Source organism: Variovorax sp. YR750 (assembly GCF_900109805.1).
Taxonomy (GTDB): Bacteria; Pseudomonadota; Gammaproteobacteria; order Burkholderiales; family Burkholderiaceae_C; genus Variovorax; species Variovorax gossypii.
On record NZ_FOBJ01000007.1, the window covers coordinates 163,664 to 185,215 of the forward strand.

Here is a 21,552-nt window from a genome sequence, read left to right on the forward strand (position 1 = left end):
GTCCTTTAATCGGCTTCCTTGTTCCATTCCAAGAAGAGAGACGCCCGCATGACATCGAAGAACGCCACGCCTTCGCGGTTTCCGCTCACGGCCCTTTCCCTGGGCCTGGCCGCCCTGCTCGCCGCCTGCGCGAGCACGCCGCCGCCCGGCGCGCGCAGCGTGACCATCGAGCGCACCACCTTCGGCATCGCGCACGTCACCGCGCCCGACTACGAAGGCCTGGCGTACGGCAGCGCCTATGCGCACGCGCAGGACAACGTCTGTCAGACGGCCGAGCACCTGCTCACGCTGCGCGGCGAGCGCTCGCAGTTCCTGGGCGCGCAGAACACCGGAGACCTGGGCCTGGGCCGCGCGCCGAACGCGCAGATCGACCTGTTCATCCGCTACCACATGGACGACGCCGCGCTGGCACGCGCAGGCGCCACCACCAGCCCCGACGTGCAGGCCGCGCTGCGCGGCTACGTCGCGGGCTACAACCGCTACCTGCAGGATGCCGGACCGAACGGCCTGCCCGAAGCCTGCCGCGGCAAGCCCTGGGTGCGCCCGATGACGGCCTCCGACCTGTCGCGCGCCACCGAGATGTCGATGATCCAGGGCGGCCTCGGCGCGCTGGCCGGCGCCGTGCTAGCCGCGGTGCCGCCCGCGCCCGGTGCGAAGACCGGCGCCGCACCGGTCGAGCTGAAGGAAGCGGTCGCCGAGATCGGCCGCCACAGCTTCAACGCCAACCCCGAGGGCGGCGAGCTCGGCTCCAACGGCTGGGCCTTCGGGCGCAACGCCACGCCGGACGGCAAAGGCCTGCTGCTGGGCAACCCGCACTTCCCGTGGAACGGCACCAACCGCTTCTGGCAGATGCACCTCACCATTCCCGGCAAGCTCGACGTGATGGGTGCCACCGGCGGCCTGAGCCCGGTGGTGGCCATCGGCTTCAACAAGGACGTGGCCTGGACCCACACCGTCTCGACCGGCAAGCGCTTCACGCTGTACGAACTGAAGCTCGACCCCGCCGACCCGACGGTGTACCTGGTCGACGGCCGGCCGAGGAAGATGGTCGCGCGCACCGTGACGCTGCCCGCAGCGGCGACGGGCGGCAGCACCCCGCCGGTGCAGCACACCTTCTATTCGACCGACTGGGGCCCGGTGATCTCGCTGCCGCGCGCCGGCCTGGGCTGGACCGCGCAGAAGGCCTACGCCATCCGCGACGCCAACACGCTCAACGTGCGCTCCGCCGAGGCCTGGATGAAGATGGCGCAGGCCCGCAACGTGGCCGAGTTGCGCGCAGCCATGGGCAACCAGGGCATGCCGTGGATCAACACCATCGCGGCCGACCGTGACGGCAACGCGATGTATGCCGACCTGTCGGTGGTGCCCGACGTGTCGGCCGACATGCTCAAGAGCTGCGCGCCCTCGCCCGCCGCCGCCGCTCTGCTCAACGCGGCCGGGCTGGCGGTGCTCGACGGCTCGCGCGGCGCCTGTGCCTGGAACCGCGACAGCGCGGCCGCTTCGCCGGGCATCATCCCGCCGGCGCGCATGCCGGTGCTCGTCACGCCCGACTACGTGCAGAACAGCAACGACAGCTTCTGGCTGAGCAACCCCGACGTCGCGCCGGCGGCGGGCGTTTCGCCGCTGGTGGGCCCGGTGGGCGTGCCGCAGCGGCTGCGCACGCGCAGCGGGATCATGGAAATCCGCGGCCGGCTCGCGGGCAGCGACGGCCTGCCCGGCAACCGCATGGGCGCGGCCGAACTGCGCAGCGTGATCTTCCGCGACCGCAACCTCGCCGGCATGCTGGTGATGAACGACCTGCAGGCCGCCTGCAGCGCCGCCGGCGGCGCGCTCACCGCCGACCAGGCGCTGGGCTGCCGCGTGCTCTCCGCCTGGGACCGCACCAGCAATGCCGACTCGAAGGGCGCGCCGCTCTTCCGCGAGTTCTGGCGCAAGACGAAGGACATCCCGAAGGTCTGGCGCGTGCCCTTCGATCCCGCGCAGCCCGTGACCACGCCGGCCGGGCTCGACATGGCCACGCCGGCCACGCGCGAGGTCGTCTTCAAGGCGCTGGGCGACGCGGTCGGCATCCTTCGCACCGCCGGCTTCGCGGCCGACGTGCCGCTGGGCGTGCCGCAGTCGCGCCTGGTGCGCGGCCAGAAGATCGCGCTGCACGGCGGCGACGAGTTCGAGGGCGTGCTCAACAAGCTGGAGTCGCAGGGCCAGTCGCTGATCGACCCCAAGGGCTACAACATCAACTACGGCAGCAGCTACATGCAGGTCGTGACCTTCGACGCCAACGGCCCGGTCGCCCAGGGCCTGCTGACCTACGGCCAGAGCAGCGACCTCGCTTCGCCGCGCGCCTACGACCAGCTGCCACTGTTCGCGGCCAAGCAGTGGCATCCGCTGCCCTTCCACCCCGCCGACGTGCGGGCACAGCGCGAGGGCTCGCCGCTGCAGCTCGCGTACTGACAGCAGTTGACACCAGTCCATCCATGTCGCAACAGACCGCCACTTCCCACAAGAGCCCGAACGGGCTCGACGAGCTGATCCGCATCGCGGCGACGCAACCGCTTTCGCCCGACTGCGACCACTTCTACTTCCTGCGCCATGGCCAGACGGGCCGCAACGCGCTGCGCATCTTCCAGGCGGTGGACGAGCCCCTGAGCGAGCTGGGCCTGCAGCAGGCGGCGCGCGCCGCCACGCTGCTGGCTGGCGAGCCGATCCGCACCGTGGTGTGCAGCGACGCGCGGCGCGCCAACGACACCGCCTACGCGGTCGCCACCGCGCTGAATCTCGTGCCGGCCGCGCAGGCCACGCTGCGCGAGCGCAACTTCGGCGCGCTCATCGGCACCTCGTCCGCCAACATCGACTGGGCCTGCGAGCCCGAGGGCGGCGAGACGCTCACGCAGTTCGTCGCGCGCACGCGCGAAGCCATCGACACCGCCCTGCGGCTGCCGGCACCGGCGCTGGTGGTGGCGCACGGCGGCACGCTCTACGCGCTGGCCGCCCTGCTGGGCGTGCCCGTCGACCTCGGCCTGCTCGGCAACGCCCAGCCCTTGCGTTTCGAGCGCCGCGGCCCCACATGGGCCGTTACGCCGCTGCTGCGGCATGCCGACGGCGATGCAGCCCTGGCCTAGCCGCCCGGGACCTTCCTGACCGCGATGCCGTCCACCCAACGAACCATCACGCACCATGGACTTCAAGGACTACTACAGCGCTCTGGGCATCGACCGCACCGCGTCCGACGACGACGTGCGAAAGGCCTATCGCAAGCTCGCCCGCAAATACCACCCCGACGTCAGCACGGAGCCCGATGCCGAGCAGCGCATGCGCGACATCAACGAGGCCAAGGACGTGCTGGGCGACAAGGAAAAGCGCGCCGCCTATGACGCGCTGGCCGACCGCGTCGCGCGCGGCGGCAGCCCCGAGGGCGACTTCCGCCCGCCGCCCGGCTGGGACGAGGGCTTCGAGTTCCACCGCGGCCCACACCAGGGCCCGGCCGACCATGCCGACTTCAGCGAGTTCTTCTCGTCGCTGTTCGGCGAGGCCGAGCGCCGCGGCGCCGCGCGGCAGAACTTCCGCGCGCGCGGCGAAGACCACCATGCGGCCATCGAGATCACGCTGGAAGACGCGCTCAACGGCGCCGAGCGCGAGATCACGCTGCGCGCGCAGACCCTCGACGCGCAGGGCCATCCGCAGTGGACCAACCGCACGCTCAGCGTGAAGATTCCGCCGGGCGTGCACCCGGGCCAGTTCATCCGCCTTGCCGGGCAAGGAATGCCGGGCCACGGCGGCGAGCCCGCGGGCGACCTGTACCTCGAAGTGCGCATCGCGGCGCACAAGCTCTACCGCGTGGAGGAGCGCGACCTGTACATGACGCTGCCCGTCACGCCCACCGAGGCCGCGCTGGGCGCGCAGGTGCAGGTGCCCACGCCGACCGGCGGAGTGGTCGAGGTGACGGTGCCGCGCAATGCGCGCAGCGGCCTGAAGCTGCGGCTCAAGGGTCGCGGGCTCGCGGGCAAGACGCCGGGCGACCTGTACCTGCTGATCGACATCGCGCTGCCGCCCGCCGACGGCGACGATGCACGCAAGGCCTACGAGCAGCTGGCTCAAGCCACCGCATCCTTCCATCCACGCCAGCATCTGGGAGTCTGAGCATGGTGAATTTCACTCTCACGAGCACCACCGCCATCAGCGCATCGCAGCCGCTCGCGGCGAACGAACTGGCGCATGCCGTCGGCGCCGATACCGCGTGGGTCGTGCAGCTGGTCGAGGTCGGCATCCTGCATATCGAAACCGCCGAGAAGGCGCCCGAGCGCTGGCAGTTCTCCAGCACCGACCTGCAATGCGCACTCGAGGCGCGCAGGCTGGAGCGCGACTTCGGCGTGAACCTCGACGCGGCCGCACTGATCCTCGACCTGCAGCACGAAGTGCGGCGGCTGAAGGCGGCGCTGCACGCGCGCGGGCTGGGCTGACACGCCGCATCGCCCCTGCGGCCTCAGGGGAAAGCGGATCGCCCGCTTGACCTTGACACCGTGCGAAGCCGAAGACTGCGAGCCTCTTCAACAGGAGCTCGCATGAACCCTCGCACCAATGCGTCGCACGGACGCGCCGGCACGCCCGAAGCAGCAACGACCACGAGCCGCGCGCCGGAGGCAGGCCGGCGACTGGGCATCGAAGAGGTCATCGCCCGCGCGGGCGTCTCGGAAAGACTGCTGCGCCAGTGCGAAGCCCACGGCCTGCTGCAAGGCGCCTACGGGCTCCGGTACACGCACGAGCACGTCGCCGTGCTGCGCTTCGTCCGCAGGGCCCACGCGATGGGCTTCGGCATGAACGACATCGTCAGGCTGCTCGCGCTGCGGCACGACGAGCATCGCAGCAGCGCCGAAGTGAAGTACATCGCGCTGAACCGGACCGAGGAGCTCGAATCGCGCATCGAGGAGCTGCAGGCAATGAAGCGCGTACTGGAGCGCCTCGCCGGGCTGTGCCTCGGCGATCACCAGCCCGCCTGCCCCATCCTCGACGAACTGCTGGAGCTCAAGGGCTTCTCCTCGTCCCCCTCGTCCTCCTCGTTCTCCTCGCAGTCGGAGCACGAGGCGGGCCGGCCGCCGCCGACGGCTACTGCATCTGCTTCAGGTTGCCGATGCGCACCAGCATCTCGGTGAACATCTGCAGGTCGGCGTCGAGATCGGGCACTTCCTTGTATTCCTTGGCGTTGTGCCCCGTGTACTTCTTGCCGGGCATGCCCGGGCCGAAGCTGATCGCGTTGGGCATCTGCTTGGCGGTGGTGGCGCCGGCCGCCGACACCGGCTTGGCCTCGAGGCCGGTTGTGTCGCCGTAGATGTTGAGCAGCGTCGTCAGCCACTGGCCGGAGGGGTCGCGCGCCATCCAGTTGCCCTGGTCGTACTTGATCTCGACCGCGGCCTTGTTCGCGCCGGCCCACTCGTTGATCTTCGCCGTGACCTGGGCCTTGAGCTCCTCGGGCGTGCGGCCGCGCGGCATGCGCGTGTTGACCGCCACCACCAGCCGGCCGTCGGCACCGGTGCGGATCAGGTTGGGCGAGAAGGTCAGCGGCCCCATGAAGTCGTCCTTGTAGCCAAGGCCGATCTTCTCGCCGAGGTAGCCCGTGCCGTAGAGCGCATCGACGTACTTCACCGCCTTGAGGAACTGGTTGTCGGCCAGCGTCACGCCGGACTCCAGCAGGAAAAGGCCCAGCCGCGGCAGCGGGTTCACTCCGTTCTGCGGCTCCGAGCCATGGGCCGAGGTGCCCGTGACCTTGATGTCGATGCTGTCCGTGCCGCGCGTGACGGCGATGGCGAACTTGCCGCCCTGCGGTTCGTACTTCTGCAGGAAGCCCGGCTTGGCGGCCTCGAGCTTCGCGAATGCGGCCGCGAGGTCGCCGCCCTTGAGCGTGGCGGTGGCGGTCTGCGAGATGGCATTGACCGCGGCGGCCGCCCCCATGTCGGTGATCGCGGTGACGCTGCCGTCGGCCTTCTCCGCGGGGAAGAACACGCTCAGCGAGCCTGCGCCCTTCTCGGCCACGACCGCCGGATAGCCACTGTCGAGCACGATGTTGTAGGCCGGCAGCGGCACCTTTCCGCGGTAGTACTCCATGACGTCGCCACCGGTTTCCTCGGTGGTCTCGATCATCAGGCGCATGGTGCGCTCGATGGGCAAGCCGCTTTCCTTCACCGTCTTCATCGCGTAGAGCACGGCGGCGATGGAACCCTTGTCGTCGATGGTGCCCCGGCCGTAGAGGCGGTCGCCCACCTGGACCATCGTGAACGGGTCGAGCCGGGTGCCGTCGTCGAGCACCCATTCAGACAGCACTGCCGGCACCACGTCGGAGTGCGTGAGGATGCCGAACTCCTCGCTGCCCTTGCCCTTCAGGCTCACCTCGAAGATGCGGTTGTCGACGTTGCGGTACTCCAGCCCGAAGTTGCGCGCGGTCTTCTCCACCAGCTTGCCGAACTCGATGATCGTCGGGTTCTCGTGCGGCGGAATCTGCACGTTGCGCGCCGTCGGGATCGCCACCATGGCGCCCAGGCTCGCGATCACCGCCTTCTGGTTGTGCAGGCGGTTGTAGAGCCCGAGCAGGCGTGCGATGTTGGTGAGGTCGTCGCCCGCCAGCGGCGCCTTCTTGCGATAGGCGGCAACCGCCGGCTTCAACGCCGGGTTGGCTTTCTCGGCCTGCGCCAGGAAGGCGTTGAAGCTCGATGCGGTCTTGCCGCCTTGCCAGCTTGCAGCGAGGCGGTCGAGCTCAGGTTTCTTGATCGTCTCTGCGAAGGCCGGTGCGGTGAGGCCAACTGCCATCAGGCCCATGGTGAGGGCCGGCAACGAGAAGCGAAATTGGGGCATGAAAGTGACTCCCTGTTCACGAAAATGGAAGCCTTCAAAGATACCCGAGCCGCGCCTCGCAAGAGGCTCTCACACACTACGAAGAAACGTTGCGCACAAGGGAGAAAGCGCGTCTTTAAGTTCGCGAATGCCGCACTCCCTATTGCATCTGCTGCAGATTGCCGATGCGCACCAGCATCTCGGTGAACATCTGCATGTCGACATCGAGGTCGGGCACTTCCTTGTACTCCTTGGCGTTGTGCGCGGTGTACTTCTTGCCGGGCATCGCGGGGCCGAAGTTGATCGCGTTGGGCATCAGCTTCGCGGTGGTGCTGCCGGCCGTAGGCACGGGCCTGGCCTCGAGACCGGTGGTGTCGCCGTAGATGTTCAGCAGCGTGGACAGCCACGCGCCCTTCGGGTCGCGCGCCATCCAGTTGCCTTGCTCGTAGGCGACTTCGAGCTTCACGCTGTTCGTGCTCACCCAGGCATCGATCTTCTGCGTGACCTGCGCCTTGAGCTCCTCGGGCGTGCGCCCGCGAGGCATGCGCACGTTGACCGTCACCTCGAGCCTGCCGTCGCTGCCCATGCGCACGAGGTTGGGCGAGAAGGTCAGAGGGCCCATGAAGTCGTCGGCGTAGCCGAGGCCCATCTTCTCGCCGAGGTAGCCGGTGCCGTAGAGCGCATCGATGTACTTCACGGCCTGCAGGTAGTGATTGGAGGCCAGCGACACGCCCGACTCCTGCAGGAACAGCGCGAGGCGCGGCAGCGGATTCACGCCTTCCTCGGGCCGCGAGCCATGGGCGGATACGCCCGTCACCTTCAGCTCGATGCTGTCAGTGCCGCGTGCGATGTCGATGGCGAACTTGCCGCCCTGGCCCTCGTACTTCTTCAGGAAGACCGGCTTCGAGGCCTCGAGCTTCGCGAGCGCTGCCGCGAGATCGCCCCCCTTGAGCGTGGCGGTGGCCGTCTGCGAGATCGCATTGGCCGATGCGGCGCCCGTCATCGCCGTGATCGCGGTCGACGCCGCGTCGACCGCTTCCGCGGGGAACAGCACCTTCAGCGCGCCCGAGCCCTTCTCGGCCACCACTGCAGGGTACTTGCTGTCGAGCACGATGTTGTAGGCCGGCAGCTGCGTCTTCGTGCGGTAGTACTGCATCGCGTCGCCGCCGGTTTCCTCGGTAGTCTCGATCATCAGGCGGATGCTGCGGTCGATGGGCAGGCCGCTTTCCTTCACAGCCTTCATCGCGTAGAGCACTGCCGCGATGGAGCCCTTGTCGTCGATGGTGCCGCGGCCGTAGAGGAAGTCGCCGACGCGCGTCATCCTGAAGGGGTCGAGCCGCGTGCCGTCGTCGAGCACCCACTCGGACAGCACGGCGGGCACCACGTCGGCATGCGTGAGGATGCCGAACTCCTCCGCGCCCCTTCCCTTCAGGCTCACTTCGAAGATGCGGTTGTCGACATTGCGGTAGGCAAGCCCGAAGTCGCGCGCCATCTTCTCGACCAGCTGGCCGAACTCGATGATCGGCGCACTTTCGTGGGGCGGCACCTGCACGTTGCGCACCGTCGGGATCGCCACCATGGTGCCGATGCTCGCGATCACGGCCTGCTGGTTCTTCAGCCGGTTGTAGAGGCCGAGCAGGCGAGCGATGTTGACGAGGTCGTCGCCGGCCAGCGGCGTCCTCTTGCCGCGGTATGCGTTCACGCTGCCCTGCAGTGCGGGCTGGCTCTTCGCCGCCTGCGCGAGGAAGGCATCGAAGTCGGCGGGCGGCTTGCCGGCCTGCCATGCGGCGGCGAGCTGATCGAGCTGGGGCTTCCTGATCGTTTCGGCATGCGCCTGCGAGCCGAGGGTCAGCGCAAGGGCCAGCGAAAGCGCCGACAATGAAAATCGAGATTGCTGCATCAGGGTCTCCCCCTCATTCTGAAAACATCCCGCGACGATAGCCGAGCGAAGAATCGAACGAACAATGAGCAACAGCACCGACAAGATCCGCTGCGCCTGGGCCCAAACCGACCCGCTTCTGGCTGCCTACCACGACGCCGAATGGGGCGTGCCCGAGCGGGACAGCCGCGCGCTGTGGGAAAAGCTCATGCTCGACGGCTTCCAGGCCGGGCTCTCGTGGCTCACCATCCTGCGCAAGCGCGACGCCTTCCGCAAGGCCTTCAAGGGCTTCGTGCCCGAGAAGATCGTCAAATTCACCGAGGCCGACGTCGAGCGGCTGATGCAGGACGCCGGCATCGTGCGCTCGCGCTCGAAGATCGAGGCCACCATCGGCAACGCGCGCGCCTACCTCGAGATGCAGGCCAAGGGCGAGGACTTCTCGGAATTCATCTGGGGGATGGTGGGCGGCAAGCCCATCGTGAACCGCACGGGCAGCGTGCCGGTGAAGACGCCACTGTCGGAGGACATTTCCGCAGCGCTCAAGAAGCGCGGCTTCAAGTTCGTCGGGCCGGTGATCGTCTACGCGTGGATGCAGGCCACAGGCATTGTCGATGACCATGCGCACGACTGCCACCGGCACGGGGCGAAACACAAACCGAAGCCCCAATGAAAAAACCGGACGCTGCTTTCGCAGGTCCGGTTTTTCCTGATGTGTGACTTGTGATTCGATGAAAAGCGGCTTGCGCCGCCTTCGAATTACAGGCCGGCTTGACGCGTGAAGGTCAGGCCCTTGGCTTGCGCGGGGATCACGCTGCCGGCGAAGGTTTCGGGACGCAGGTTCTGGCCCGGTGCGTGCGCAGCGGCAACTGCCTGGCTGCGGACAGTGGCGCGATCGACCGAAGCGGCCAGGGCGGGCGTTGCGGTCGATGCAGCGCCTTCGTTGTCGCCATAGGCGTTGCCGACACGGGCGGCGGCCACGGCCTGGGGCGCCACGTCGGCGCGGCTGTAGCCGGAAGTCAGGGGCTGAACGCCTTCGTAGGTTTCTGCGTGGGCGCCAGCGGCGGCGAGCAGGGACAGAGCGGCGGCAGCGAGGATGTTCGAGGTCTTCATTTCAATTCCTTCTTCATTGGGCTTTTTGATGCCGCTAGTGTGCACTACGATCACTAGGGCAAACCCTATGAAGAATGAATCGCAGTGTTCACGAAATTGAAACAATGACCGGGAACTTTTAGACAACGCTAATCCAAGTGCCCTTTCAGTCGTCGAAAACGCGCGAAGTTTGCATACTTTTCCTCTAGACCGTCAAGTAGCAACTTGCAGGCCAGCCGCTGTCTTTCGGAAAAAAGTGCTAGGCGCCCTGCCTCAGTCTTCCTTCATGCCGGTGGCCTTGACCACGCTCCCGAGCCGCGCGCGCTCCTCGTCGACGAACTTCGAGAAGCTCGCGCGCGTGCCGCCGACGGGCTCGATGCCCATGTCCTTCAGGCGCTTCGAGATCTCGGGCGACTTCATCGCCGCGTCGACGGCAGCGGCCATCTTGTCCATGATCGCGTCGGGAGTGCCGCGCGGCGCGTGCACGCCGGCCCAGTGGGCGATGCGGATCTCGGGGAAGCCCTCCTCCGCCGCCGTCGGCAGTTCCGGATAGGCCGAGATGCGCTGCGTCCACGTTCCCGCCAGCGCCTTGAGCTTGCCGCTCTTCACGTAAGGCAGCACCACGATGCTGGCCTCCGAGGTCGCCTCGACCTGATTGCCGAGCACGGCCGTGATCGACTCCGAGCCGCTCTTGTAGGGCACCACGTCGAGCTTGCTGCCGTACTTCGTCTGCAGGATGCCCTCGACGAAGTGCGGCGTGCTGCCCGTGCCCGCAGTGGCCCAGTGGAAGCCGCTGCCCGACTTCTTCGACGCGGCGACGAACTCCTTCAGGTCTTTGTACGGTGCATCGGCCGGCACCACCACCACCGAGGGCGCCAGCCCGATCATGGCCACGGGCACCAGCGCATCGTCCTTGTACGGCATGCTCTTCTTGATCATGCTGTTCGACACCACGCCGGCCGCGCTCACGAGAAAGGTGTAGCCGTCGGGCGCGCTCTTGGCGACCACGTCTGCACCGAGGATCGCGCCGGCGCCGGGCTTGTTGTCGACGACGACCGGTTGTCCCAATTGTTTCGACGCCCCTTCGGCCGCCGCACGCGCCATCAGGTCGTTGGCACCGCCGGCGGAAAAGGGAACGACGAGCCTGATCGGCTTGGTGGGCCAGGCCTGCGCGGCGGCGCCCTGCGCGAGGACGGACACGGCAAGTCCGACGGCGAGCGAAGCAATGCGGGTGGAAAGCATGGGGAGTTCTCCTGTGTGTTGTGTGTTGGATTGGGGAGTCGTCATTCGGCCTTGATGCCGGCCTCGCGTATCACCTTGCCATAGCGCACGATCTCGGCGCGGATCAGCGCACCGAACTCTTCCGGCGTGCCGCCCGCCGCGCCGACGCCCGTGGGCTCGAGGCGCTCCTCGACGTCCTTGGCACGCAGCATGGCATTGAGCTCGGTGCCGAGCTTCGCGAGCACGGCCGGCGGCAGCCCCTTCGGCGCCACAAGGCCGTGCCAGGCGACCACGTCGTACTCGGGCAGGCCGCTCTCGGCAACAGACGGAATGTCGGGATACGCCCGCAGCCGCTTCGCGGTACTCACCGCCAGCGCGCGCAGCTTGCCGGCCTTCACGTGCTGCATCAGCGCCTCGGTGCCCGCGAAGAGCATGTCGACGTTGCCGGCCAGCAGGTCGCTCACCGCGGGCCCGGTGCCCTTGTAGGGCACGTGCGTGGCCTTGGCCTTCGCCATCTCGAACATGTACTCGGTCACCACGTGCAGGTGCCCACCCGCACCGCTCGATGCGAAGGTGAGCTTGCCCGGGTCCTTGCGCGCGAGCGCCAGCAGCTCCTGCAGGCTGCGGGCCTCGACGCGCGGGTTCACGCACAGCACGTACGCGCCACGCGACAGCTGGATCACCGGCGTGATGTCAGCCACCGGATCGAAGCCGAGCTTGTAGAGCGCCGGGTTCACCGTGTAGCTGCCCGCCACCAGCAGCAGCGTGTAGCCGTCGGGTGCGGCCTTCACGCCGATATCGGTGCCGAGCGTGCCGCCGGCGCCGGGCCTGTTGTCGACCAGCACGGGCTGCCCGATGCGCTCTGCCAGCCGCGCCGCGGTCAGCCTCGCGATGAAGTCCGAGCCGCCGCCCGGCGCGAACGGGCAGACGATTCGAATGGCCTTGGATGGAAACGCGCCGGCCTGCGCGTGTGCGATGCGCGGAACGAGTCCGCCCAACGCGAACGCGGGAGCCAGCGCGGCAAAGCTTCGACGGTCGATGTTCATGGAGTTGTTGTCCCGAAGTTGAGGGCGCAGCCGCGCGCCGCTCAAGCCCGTGAAGGGCTCCGAGCATTGCACGCCCTCGGGCCCGTTTTGGGCCTCGGGATTTGTCCTAGCAGCGACTTCGACCGCCCGCGACCTCGACGCTCAGGAGCGCGGCCAGGCGCGTATCAGCGTGCGCAGCGCCACGCCGCCACTGCCCTTGACCTCGGCGCGGTACGTACCCACCAGCGCCTCGCGCTCGGCCGCGGCCTGCGGATCGTTGCGCCATGCGAGCAAGGCGGCCACGTCGGCATCGGGCAGCGCGGCGAGCAACGCCTGCGTCACCTGTCGCTCGAATTCGCGCGCCACGAGCATCAGGTTGCGCGGGCGGGTCGAGGTCACGCCGCGCGACCACAGCGTGTCGAGGGCCATGTCGAGCGTGCGGTCCGGCAGCGAACTGAACTGGCCGCCGTTGCCGCGCGCCAGCTGCTTGACCACGGCGCTCATCAGCAGCTGGCTCGAGAAATCGATCTCGCGCACGTCGGCCACGGCCATGCGTTCGAGCAGTTCGGCGCGCGCGGGATCGACGGGCTTCGCGCGCTCGCGATTGAAGAACTCCGCCTTGCCGGCTTCGCTCATCGCCGCATAGTCGGTGCGCAGCTTCACGAAACGGGCCACGGCAGCGAGCAGTTGCGGGCTGGGTGCGGCTGCGCCGTTACCGGCCGATGCAACTTCCTGCTGGATGGATGCGACCGAGGCGGCCGTGTTGAATGCGCGTGTCGCGGCCGTGTCCAGCGCCTTCAGCGCCTTGTCGGCGATGGCCTGGTCGTCGGGCTCCAGCAGCTCCCTCGCACCGCGCGAGACGGCACCGGGCCCGTAGGACGCCTGGTAGCGCGGCTGCACGCCTTCGAACTGCAGCAGCGCTTCCGCACGGCTCTGCGCCCAGCCCGACAAAGGAGCCAGGAAGGCCGAAAGCAACAGAAGGAAACGGAACGGGGAAAGACGGTTCGGGGAAAGCATGGCGCCATTATTGGCACGGCTGCATTCCCCTCTTCACCGCCGCCTCCCTCGTCAGGCCGGGGCCAATTCCTTGCGCAGCAGCTTCGCCGCCGCCACCATGTTCGACAGCGCCGCCTCGGTCTCGGGCCAGCCGCGGGTCTTCAGACCGCAGTCGGGGTTGATCCACAGGTTGGCGGGCGGCACCACGTCGGCGGCCTTGCGCATGAGCCGCACGATCTCTTCGACCGAAGGCACGCGCGGCGAGTGGATGTCGTACACGCCCGGGCCGATCTCGTTCGGGTAGCGGAAGCCGCCCGCATCGTTCTCTCCACCAAAACCCCGCAGCAGCTCCATGTCGGAGCGGCTGGTCTCGATGGTGATCACGTCGGCGTCCATCGCAGCGATCTCCGGCAGGATGTCGTTGAACTCCGAATAGCACATGTGGGTGTGGATCTGCGTCTCGTCGCGCACGCCCGAGGCGCTGATGCGGAAGGCCCGCGTGGCCGACTTCAGGTACGCGGGCCATCCGGCGCGACGCAGCGGCAGCCCTTCGCGAATGGCCGGCTCATCGATCTGGATGATGCCGATGCCCGCGCCTTCGAGGTCGACCACTTCGTCGCGAATCGCCCATGCGATCTGCTCGCAGGTGGTGGCGCGCGGCTGGTCGTCGCGCACGAAGGACCACTGCAGGATGGTGACGGGGCCGGTCAGCATGCCCTTCATCGGCAGCTTCGTGAGGCTTTGCGCGTAGGCGGTCCACTCGACCGTCATCGGTGCGGGGCGCGCCACGTCGCCGAAGATCACCGGCGGCTTGACGCAGCGCGATCCGTACGACTGCACCCAGCCGTTGGCGGTGAAGGCGAAGCCGTCGAGCTGCTCGCCGAAGTACTCGACCATGTCGTTGCGCTCGGCCTCGCCATGCACCAGCACGTCGATGCCCAGTTCTTCCTGCTTGCGCACGGCGAGCGCGATCTCGGCGCGCATCTTCTCGTTGTAGCCGGCCGAGTCGAGTTCGCCGCGCTTGAATGCGGCGCGCGCGGCGCGGATGTCGGCGGTCTGCGGGAACGAGCCGATGGTGGTGGTCGGCAGCGCGGGCAGCGCGAAGCGCGTGCGCTGCACCAGTTGGCGCAGCCCGAAGGACGAGATCCGGCTGTCGTCGCCGGCCACGCTGCGCGCAAGGCGCAGGGCCACGTCGGGGCGATGCACGCGCGGGCTGGCGCGGCGTGCCGCCACCGCGGCGCGGGCGGCTGCCAGCTCGGCAGCGACCGAGCTTTCGTCGCCATCGACGGCCGCACGCAGCACGCGCAATTCGTCGAGCTTCTCGACGGCGAAGGCGAGCCACGACTTCAGCTCGGCATCGAGCTTCGTCTCCGCCGCGAGGCTGAAAGGCACGTGCAGCAGCGAGCACGACGGCGCGATCCACAGCTCACCCTTGTGCTTCTCCGCCACGGGCTTGAGCTTGGCCAGTGCGGCATCGACATCTGTGCGCCAGATGTTGCGACCATCGACCACGCCGACCGACAGCACCTTGTGCGCCGGCAGCCAGTCGGCCACGCCGGTCAGCTCCTGCGGCGAGCGCACCGCATCGACGTGCAGGCCGGCCACCGGCAGCTGGCAGGCCAGGCGCAGGTTGTCCGACAGCGCGGAAAAATACGTCGCCAGCAGCAGCTTCGGGGCGCTGCGGGCCAGTTGCCAGTAGGCACGCTCGAAGGCATTGCGCCATGCCTCGGGCAGGTCGAGGCCGAGGATGGGTTCGTCGATCTGAACCCATTCCACGCCCTGCTGCTTCAGCCGCGTGAGCACCTGCTCGTACACCGGCAGCAACGCATCGAGCAGCGAGAAGCGGTCGAAACCGGCTTCCTTTTCCTTGCCCAGGTACAGGAAGCTCAGCGGCCCCAGCAGCACCGCCTTGACGGGGTGGCCGGCCTGCTGCGCCTGCGCCACTTCATCGAAGAGGCGCGTCGACGCGAGCCTGAACTGCGTGGCCGCCTTGAACTCGGGCACGAGGTAGTGGTAATTGGTGTCGAACCACTTGGTCATCTCCAGCGCGAAGGTGCCTTCGGCGCCGTGATTGCAGCTCTCGTCGTGCACATGGCCGACCTCGCTCTCCACGCCGCGCGCCATCTTGAAGTAGCGCGAAAGTTCGGATTCGTCGCCATGGAAACCGAAGCGCTCCGGCTCGCAGCCGAGCAGCTGGATGTGGTTGGCCACGTGGTCGTAGTAGGCGAAGTCACCCACAGTCACGAAGTCGAGCCCCGCATCGCGCTGGGCCTGCCAGTGGCGGGCGCGCAACTGCTCGCCGACCGCTTCGAGCGCGGCGCGGTCGATCTCGCCGCGCCAGTGCTTCTCGAGGGCGAACTTGAGTTCCCGGTGGGCGCCCATGCGCGGAAAGCCGAGGGTGTGGGTACGGGTGGTCATTTGCAGGTAATCCGGTCGCTGATCTTGGAAACCAGCGATGGTCGGCGTTTGAGGCATATGATTCAAACGAAACCTTTTGCCCATTCGATTGAATATTTTTCATGCAGCAATCGATTCTTGAAATTCGCCACCTGCGCACGCTCATCGCTCTGCGCGACACCGGCAGCCTCGTGCGCGCGGCTCAACTCCTCAACCTCACGCAGTCGGCGCTGTCGCACCAGATCAAGCTGCTCGAAGACCGCTATGGCGCGCAGCTCTTCGAGCGCAAGTCGGTGCCGCCGCAATTCAGCACCACCGGTCTGCGCCTGCTGCAGCTGGCCGACGCCGCCTTGCCGCTGGTCGAGGAAGCCGAGCGCGACGTGGCGCGGCTCGCGCTGGGACGCAGCGGCCAGCTGCGCATCGTGGTCGAGTGCCACACCTGCTTCGACTGGCTGATGCCGGCCATGGACGCCTTCCGCCAGCGCTGGCCGGAGATCGAACTCGACATCGTCTCGGGCTTCCACCCCGACCCCATCGCACTGGTGATGCAGAACCGCGCCGAGGTGGCCATCGTGTCCGAGCAGGACCCCGGCGAAACCGTGGACTACCACGCGCTGTTTCGCTTCGAGATCATGGCGCTGCTGGCCAACGACCATCCGCTGACGGCCAAGGCATACCTCACGGCACGGCACTTCACCGACCAGACGCTCATCACCTACCCGGTGCCCGACGACATGCTCGACATCGTGCGCCAGGTGCTCGGCCCCGCGGGCGTGGAGCCCGCGCACCGCCGCACCACCGAGCTCACGGTGGCAATGCTGCAGCTGGTGGCGAGCGGACGCGGCGTGGCGACGCTGCCTCTGTGGGCGGTGCAGAACTACCTCGACCGCGGCTACGTCACGGCGCGCCGCGTGGGCAGCAAGGGGCTGACCGGGCGGCTCTACATGGCGTGCACGCAAGGCACGTCCGCACAGCCATGGCTCGCCGACTTCGTGCGCATCACGCGCGAGAGCTGCTTCAAGAGCCTCCCGGGCATCGAGCTGCTGTAGCGCAGGCGCAGCAGAATCGCCCGCACACCCACCCGAGGAACACAGAGGAAGAACCGCATGGCTCTGAGGAAGAAAGGCCGCTACTGGTACGGCGACGGCCCCGAAGACACGCAAGTCGAGGTGCAGCGCTACAGCAAGTCAAACGCCTATGTCGCCACGCGCTTCGCCGCGTCGGCATGCACCTGCGGCCATCGCTCGTTCAGGCTCGAAAGCGACGAGGAAGCAGGCGCGGCACGGCGCACCTGCACCGCCTGCGGCAGCGTGCACCTGATGGGCGACAGCGCCGAGTACGCGGACGAGGCCGAGCTCGAGGGCCACGAATGCGTCTGCGGAGAGGAGACCTTCGAGCTGCTGTCAGGAGTGGCGCTCTACACCGACAGCAACGACGTGCGCTGGTACTACCTCGGCTGCCGCTGCACCAGCTGCAGCCTCGTCGGCGTCTTCGCCGACTGGAAGTGCGAAGGCGGAGACGCCGACGCCTTTCTCGCCGCGGTCTGACCGCCACCGCCACGCATCGCCTCGCCGATCCAGGCACGAAAGGCGGCCAACTTCGGGCGGTCGTGGCTGGCCTGCGGGTACACGAGGTAGTAGGCGAAGCCATCGATCCATGCGGCCTTGAAGAGCCTGACCAGCCGGCCCGCGGCGACGTCGTCCGCCACCAGCGCCGCCGGCAGCAGGCCCACGCCCTGCCCCGCCTGCACGGCGCCAAGCAGCAGCCCCGCATCGTCGAATGACGGCCCTCGGGCCGGGCCGGAGTCGGCCACGCCCTGAGCGGCAAACCAGAGGCGCCAGCCCTTGCGCTGCGCGTCGTTCACGCGCGGCCAGCGCAGCAGGTCGGCCGGCCTCGCGGGCTTGCCCAGCTCGGCCGCCAGCTCGGGCGAGGCGACGGGCACCATCTCGACCGTCAGCACGAGCTGGCTGGCGAGCCCGGGGTACTGGCCCGTGCCGTGGCGGATTGCGACGTCCACGCCGTCGCGCGCGAAGTCGGCCAGCGTGTTGCCGGCCTGCACCTGCAGGTCGATGTCGGGATGCGCCTCCTGGAAGGACTTGAGGCGCGGCACCAGCCAGGCGGAGGCGAAGAACGGCGTGGTGCTCACGGTGAGAAGGCCGCTCTCGGCCGGCACGGCCAGCTTCTGCGTGGCGTCGCTGATCTGCCTGAATGCATTGCGCACGGGCGGCAGGTAGGCCTGGCCCGCATCGGTCAGGAAGATGCCTCGGTTGACGCGGCGAAACAGCTGCACGCCCAGATGCAGCTCGAGCGTCTTGACGAGCTGGCTCACAGCCCCGGGGGTCACGCAGAGTTCGTCCGCCGCGTTCTTCACCGAGAGATGGCGGGCGGTGGCCTCGAAGGCGCGCAGCGCGTTGAGCGGTGGAAGCTGGTGTTCCATGGTTTAGCCAATCTGATCTGAATAAGGCAGAAATTCTGGTTTGCCGTGAAGACCGCGAAGCGGGAACATCTGCCTCGGCATTGCCGGAAAGAAGCCTCTTGCCTCGAACACCCGGCTCCACAGCCTTAGATATTTTGATCCAGAGATCCGCATGACGAATACCCCTTCTCCATCGCAAGGCGCTGGCCTCTTCCGCGGCTGGCTGGTGGTCGCGGGCGCCTTCGCCGTGACTTTCGTGGGCTTCGGCTGCGCCTACACCTTCAGCGCCTTTCTCGAATCGCTGCAGAAGGACTTCGGCGCCTCGCGCGGCTCGGTTTCGCTGGTGTTCTCGCTGGCGGGCTTTCTCTACTTCGGCCTCGGCGTGCTCAGCGGGCCGCTGGCCGACCGCTGGGGCTCGCGGAGGCTGGCCGTCGCCGGCATGGTGCTGGTCGGGCTGGGCCTGGCGCTCGCGGGGCAGGCGCGCAGCCTGACGCAGATCTATCTCGCCTACGGGCTGGGCGTCGGGCTGGGAGTGGGCGCCTCATACGTGCCGGTGCTCGGCGCGGTGCAGCGCTGGTTCGTCAGGCGGCGCGGCTTCGCCTCGGGGCTGGCCGTGAGCGGGATCGGCGTGGGCACGCTGGTGATGCCGCCGCTGGCATCGCTCTTCATCGAGACGCTGGGCTGGCGCCACGCCTACCTGGCGCTCGGCATCCTGGCCGTGGTGGTGGGCGTAGGCATGTCGCTCTTGATCGAGAACGACCCGCGCGATCGCGGACTGGGCCCCGACGGCGACCCGCCGCAGCCTCTGGCCGCATCGGCCAGGCCCGAGGGCTTCGCGGTACGCGACGCAGTCCGCTCGCGCCGCTTCGCCGGCCTCTACGTGGCCTGCCTCATCAGCTCGTTCGGCCTCTTCGTGCCCTTCGTGCATCTCGTGCCCTATGCGCTGGACCATGGCGTGCCCGGCGGCTCGGCGGTGCTGCTGCTGGGCGCCATCGGCGTGGGCAGCACGGCCGGGCGCTTCTTCCTTGGCGGGCTGGCCGACCGCATGGGCCGCGCGCAGACCATGCTGCTGATGTCGACCGGCATGGCGCTGTCGCTGCTCGTGTGGGCCGCGTCCAGCGGCTTCTGGGGACTGGCGGTGTTCGCCTTCTTCTACGGCGCGTTCTACGGCGGCTTCGTCGCGCTGCTGCCGGCACTGGTCATGGACTACTTCGGCGGGCGAAACATCAGCGCGATCATCGGCGTGCTCTACACCAGCGTGGCCTTCGGCACGCTGGTCGGCCCGGCCGCGGCGGGCTACGCCTTCGACCTCAGCCGCAGCTACCTGCTGCCGATCCTGTTCAGCGTGGGAGCCAACCTGGTGGCGGCAGCCATCATGTGGACGATGTCGCGGGCGGATGCTTTCGCCCCTGCAAAGCCTGCCACGGCGGGCCCGGCGCGGAGTACAGTGCCGCATGACCCAAGCACAGCCCGCCGCTTCTAGCCCGCCACCCGTGTCGGCGGCCCCTGTCGAGATCACGGAGAACCAGGCGATCATGCGCGCCTGGGTTCTTTTCGCCGTGTTGTTCGTGGTGGTGATCGGCCTGCTGTGGGCCGTGCAGTCTCGCTACGGCTGACCGCCACCGGCGCCCGGCTCGACGCCTGGTTCAGGGCGCCTTCTTCTGCACCAGCTTCAGCACGCTCGAGAAATCGAGCGCGCCATGGCCCGCGAGGCTGTGGGCCGCGTACAGGCTGCGTGCCAGCCCGCCCAGCGGCGTGGCCGCGCGCACGGCGGTTGCGTTTTCCTGGGCCAGCCCCAGGTCCTTGAGCATCAGGTCGGTGCCGAAGCCGCCGGCATAGTTCTTCGAGGCGGGCGAGGTTTCCATCACGCCCGGCATCGGGTTGTACTTCTCGAGCGCCCAATTGCCGCCCGAGCTGCGGCGCATGATCTCCGACAGCACCTTCGGATCGAGCCCGTTGGCCACGCCCAGCGCCAGCGCCTCGGAGGTGCCGATCATCAGGATGCCGAGCAGCATGTTGTTGCAGATCTTCGCGGTCTGCCCCGCTCCGGCCGCTCCGGCATGGAAGATGTTGGCGCCCATCTTCTCGAGCACCGGACGGGCGCGCTCGAGGTCCTGCGTCTCGCCGCCGACCATGAAGGTCAGCGTGCCGGCGATGGCGCCGCCGGTGCCGCCCGAAACGGGCGCATCGATCATCGCGATGCCCTTGGCCGCGGCGGCCTCGGCCACCTTGCGCGACGTGGCCGCCGCGATGGTGCTGCTGTCGATCACCAGCGTGCCGGCGCGAATGCTGTCGAGCAGGCCGGGCTTGCCGGCACCGCCCAGGAACAGGCCCTCGACGTGCGCGCTGGCCGGCAGCATGCTGATGACGACCTCGGCATCGGCCGCCGCTTCCGCCGCCGACTTCGCAATGGGCAGGCCATCGGCGCCGAACTTCTTGCAGGCCTCGGCCGAGAGGTCGAAGGCGCTGAGCGTATGGCCTGCCTTGTGCAGGTTCATGGCCATCGGGCCGCCCATGTTGCCCAGGCCGATGAATGCGATCTTCATGTGTCTTGTCTCCGTTGTTCTGTGCAGGAAGTAGTGAGGGTCAGGCCAGCGACGCCAGCTCGGCCGGCATCTCGCCGCGCGGACGCAGGTGGTCTTCGATGAAGGCTGGCGTGATCTCCTCGAGCGTGGCCGGGTTCCAGCGCGGGTTGCGGTCCTTGTCGACCAGCACCGCGCGGATGCCCTCGGCGAAGTCCTTGTGCGCGCAGAAGCCCAGCGAGGCCCAGTACTCGAGGCGGAACACCTCGGCCAGCGACATGCGCAACACGCGCTGCCACAGCTCGAAGCTCAGCGCGGCCGAGCTCGGCGCGCCCTTGGCGAAGGTCTTGGCGGCGGTCTGCAGCCATGCGTCGTCGCTCTGCAGCTCGCTCAGGCGCTTCGCGATGTCGAGCAGGTCGTCGCCGGCCATCAGGGCGTTGATGGTGTCGTAGTGCTCGCGCACCTTCGAGGCGGGCATTTCGGTGCCTTCGCCCGCCTTGGCGAGGATGCGCGACAGCGTGGCACGGTCGGCCTTCTGCTCGCCCGCCCACTGCGTCGCGGCGATGGCTTCGAGCACCTCGCCCTTGCGCTCCTGCGGCACCAGCACATCGGCCAGCCCGCAGAAGATGGTGTCGGCCGCGTTGATGTTCGCGGCGGTGAGCGCCAGGAACAGCCCCGTGCGGCCAGGCGTGCGGCGCAGGAACCAGCTGCCGCCCACGTCGGGGTACAGGCCGATGTTGATTTCGGGCATGGCGATGCGGCTCTGCAGCGTCATCACGCGATGCGAGGCGCCGGCCAGCAGGCCCACGCCGCCACCCATCACGATGCCGTGGCCCCAGCACAGGAAGGGCTTCGGGAAGGTGTGGATCAGGTAGTCGAGCTCGTACTCCTCGCGGAAGAAGTCCTCCGCGTAGGTGTTGCGCGCGGGGCCGCAGTCGAGCAGCGTCTGGTAGAGCTGGCGCAGGTCGCCGCCGGCGCAGAAGGCCTTCTCGCCCGCGGCCTGCAGCAGCACGCCGACGATGCCGGCGTCATTGGCCCATTCGCGCAGCTTGGGCGTGAGCAGGCGCACCATGTCCACCGACAGCGCATTGAGCGAAGCCGGTGCGTTGAGCGTGGCCACTGCGAAGCGCTGGCCGCCGGCGGTCTTGATTTCGTCGAAGAGAACTACGTTGTCTGTCATTGTCTTGA

At 68.2% G+C, this 21,552-nt stretch carries 20 protein-coding genes; 10 read left to right on the top strand and 10 right to left on the bottom strand.

All coding sequences use genetic code 11. The annotated features are described in order from the left end of the window. The first annotated feature begins 48 nt into the window (after nt 1-48). The 5 genes from BMY35_RS16210 (at nt 49) to BMY35_RS16230 (ending at nt 5,147) form a co-directional block, all read left to right on the top strand. Nucleotides 49-2,451 carry an acylase gene (locus tag BMY35_RS16210; protein WP_093200867.1) on the top strand — a complete coding sequence of 801 codons (2,403 nt, stop codon included), beginning with the start codon at nt 49-51 and terminating at the stop codon, nt 2,449-2,451. A 23-nt stretch (nt 2,452-2,474) separates the two neighbouring features. Next, complete coding sequence (locus tag BMY35_RS16215) at nt 2,475-3,119, top strand: histidine phosphatase family protein (RefSeq protein ID WP_093200870.1); 645 nt, start codon at nt 2,475-2,477, stop codon at nt 3,117-3,119. A 55-nt stretch (nt 3,120-3,174) separates the two neighbouring features. Further along, complete coding sequence (locus BMY35_RS16220) at nt 3,175-4,137, top strand: DnaJ C-terminal domain-containing protein (RefSeq protein ID WP_093200872.1); 963 nt, start codon at nt 3,175-3,177, stop codon at nt 4,135-4,137. A 2-nt stretch (nt 4,138-4,139) separates the two neighbouring features. Next, the gene (locus BMY35_RS16225) at nt 4,140-4,457 is read left to right on the top strand and encodes a chaperone modulator CbpM (RefSeq protein ID WP_093200875.1); all 318 of its coding nucleotides are present in this window, start codon (nt 4,140-4,142) and stop codon (nt 4,455-4,457) included. A 102-nt stretch (nt 4,458-4,559) separates the two neighbouring features. Continuing rightward, nucleotides 4,560-5,147 carry a MerR family DNA-binding protein gene (locus tag BMY35_RS16230; RefSeq protein WP_093200877.1) on the top strand — a complete coding sequence of 196 codons (588 nt, stop codon included), beginning with the start codon at nt 4,560-4,562 and terminating at the stop codon, nt 5,145-5,147. On the opposite strand, the gene BMY35_RS16235 is transcribed toward BMY35_RS16230, so the two are convergent. Then, nucleotides 5,101-6,840, bottom strand: coding sequence for a dipeptidase (locus tag BMY35_RS16235; protein ID WP_093200880.1), 1,740 nt, complete (start codon nt 6,838-6,840; stop codon nt 5,101-5,103). The two genes, BMY35_RS16230 and BMY35_RS16235, sit on opposite strands and share 47 nt — an antisense overlap. A gap of 139 nt (nt 6,841-6,979) precedes the next feature. After that, complete coding sequence (locus BMY35_RS16240; RefSeq protein ID WP_371287175.1) at nt 6,980-8,719, bottom strand: dipeptidase; 1,740 nt, start codon at nt 8,717-8,719, stop codon at nt 6,980-6,982. A 64-nt stretch (nt 8,720-8,783) separates the two neighbouring features. Between BMY35_RS16240 and BMY35_RS16245 the strand changes: the two genes are divergently transcribed. Then, nucleotides 8,784-9,368, top strand: a complete 585-nt coding sequence (locus BMY35_RS16245; protein ID WP_093200882.1) for a DNA-3-methyladenine glycosylase I — start codon at nt 8,784-8,786, stop codon at nt 9,366-9,368. Between the two features lie 86 nt (nt 9,369-9,454). Here the strand turns inward: BMY35_RS16245 and BMY35_RS16250 are convergent, their stop codons facing one another. The 5 genes from BMY35_RS16250 to metE form a co-directional block, all read right to left on the bottom strand. Next, the gene (locus BMY35_RS16250; RefSeq protein ID WP_093200885.1) at nt 9,455-9,808 is read right to left on the bottom strand and encodes an alpha/beta hydrolase; all 354 of its coding nucleotides are present in this window, start codon (nt 9,806-9,808) and stop codon (nt 9,455-9,457) included. Between the two features lie 252 nt (nt 9,809-10,060). After that, on the bottom strand, nt 10,061-11,029 hold the full coding sequence (locus BMY35_RS16255; RefSeq protein ID WP_093200888.1) for a Bug family tripartite tricarboxylate transporter substrate binding protein: 969 nt from the start codon (nt 11,027-11,029) through the stop codon (nt 10,061-10,063). Between the two features lie 41 nt (nt 11,030-11,070). Then, the gene (locus BMY35_RS16260; RefSeq protein ID WP_093200890.1) at nt 11,071-12,054 is read right to left on the bottom strand and encodes a tripartite tricarboxylate transporter substrate binding protein; all 984 of its coding nucleotides are present in this window, start codon (nt 12,052-12,054) and stop codon (nt 11,071-11,073) included. Between the two features lie 141 nt (nt 12,055-12,195). Beyond that, on the bottom strand, nt 12,196-13,050 hold the full coding sequence (locus tag BMY35_RS16265; RefSeq protein WP_093200893.1) for a hypothetical protein: 855 nt from the start codon (nt 13,048-13,050) through the stop codon (nt 12,196-12,198). Nucleotides 13,051-13,101: 51 nt separating this feature from the next. After that, the gene (gene metE / locus BMY35_RS16270; RefSeq protein ID WP_093200896.1) at nt 13,102-15,447 is read right to left on the bottom strand and encodes a 5-methyltetrahydropteroyltriglutamate--homocysteine S-methyltransferase; all 2,346 of its coding nucleotides are present in this window, start codon (nt 15,445-15,447) and stop codon (nt 13,102-13,104) included. A 101-nt stretch (nt 15,448-15,548) separates the two neighbouring features. Between metE and BMY35_RS16275 the strand changes: the two genes are divergently transcribed. Continuing rightward, on the top strand, nt 15,549-16,475 hold the full coding sequence (locus BMY35_RS16275; RefSeq protein WP_093200898.1) for a LysR family transcriptional regulator: 927 nt from the start codon (nt 15,549-15,551) through the stop codon (nt 16,473-16,475). Between the two features lie 57 nt (nt 16,476-16,532). Continuing rightward, a complete protein-coding gene (locus tag BMY35_RS16280; RefSeq protein ID WP_093200901.1) occupies nt 16,533-16,973 on the top strand; it encodes a hypothetical protein in 441 nt (146 codons plus the stop codon). Here the strand turns inward: BMY35_RS16280 and gcvA are convergent. Next, nucleotides 16,874-17,863, bottom strand: coding sequence for a transcriptional regulator GcvA (gene gcvA / locus BMY35_RS16285; protein WP_093200903.1), 990 nt, complete (start codon nt 17,861-17,863; stop codon nt 16,874-16,876). The two genes, BMY35_RS16280 and gcvA, sit on opposite strands and share 100 nt — an antisense overlap. Nucleotides 17,864-18,014: 151 nt before the next feature. Here gcvA and BMY35_RS16290 point away from each other — a divergent pair, with 151 nt between their 5' ends. Further along, nucleotides 18,015-19,325 (top strand): MFS transporter, encoded by a 1,311-nt coding sequence (locus BMY35_RS16290; RefSeq protein WP_093200906.1) that lies wholly within the window; start codon nt 18,015-18,017, stop codon nt 19,323-19,325. Further along, nucleotides 19,297-19,458 (top strand): hypothetical protein, encoded by a 162-nt coding sequence (locus tag BMY35_RS38310; protein ID WP_176947600.1) that lies wholly within the window; start codon nt 19,297-19,299, stop codon nt 19,456-19,458. The genes BMY35_RS16290 and BMY35_RS38310 overlap by 29 nt, the downstream gene beginning before the upstream one ends. 30 nt (nt 19,459-19,488) lie before the next feature. Here BMY35_RS38310 and mmsB read toward each other — a convergent pair whose 3' ends face one another. Both mmsB and BMY35_RS16300 read right to left on the bottom strand, forming a co-directional pair. Further along, the gene (mmsB, locus tag BMY35_RS16295) at nt 19,489-20,388 is read right to left on the bottom strand and encodes a 3-hydroxyisobutyrate dehydrogenase (RefSeq protein WP_093200908.1); all 900 of its coding nucleotides are present in this window, start codon (nt 20,386-20,388) and stop codon (nt 19,489-19,491) included. 40 nt (nt 20,389-20,428) lie between these two features. Further along, the gene (locus BMY35_RS16300) at nt 20,429-21,544 is read right to left on the bottom strand and encodes an enoyl-CoA hydratase/isomerase family protein (protein WP_093200911.1); all 1,116 of its coding nucleotides are present in this window, start codon (nt 21,542-21,544) and stop codon (nt 20,429-20,431) included. Between the last annotated feature and the right edge of the window lie 8 nt (nt 21,545-21,552).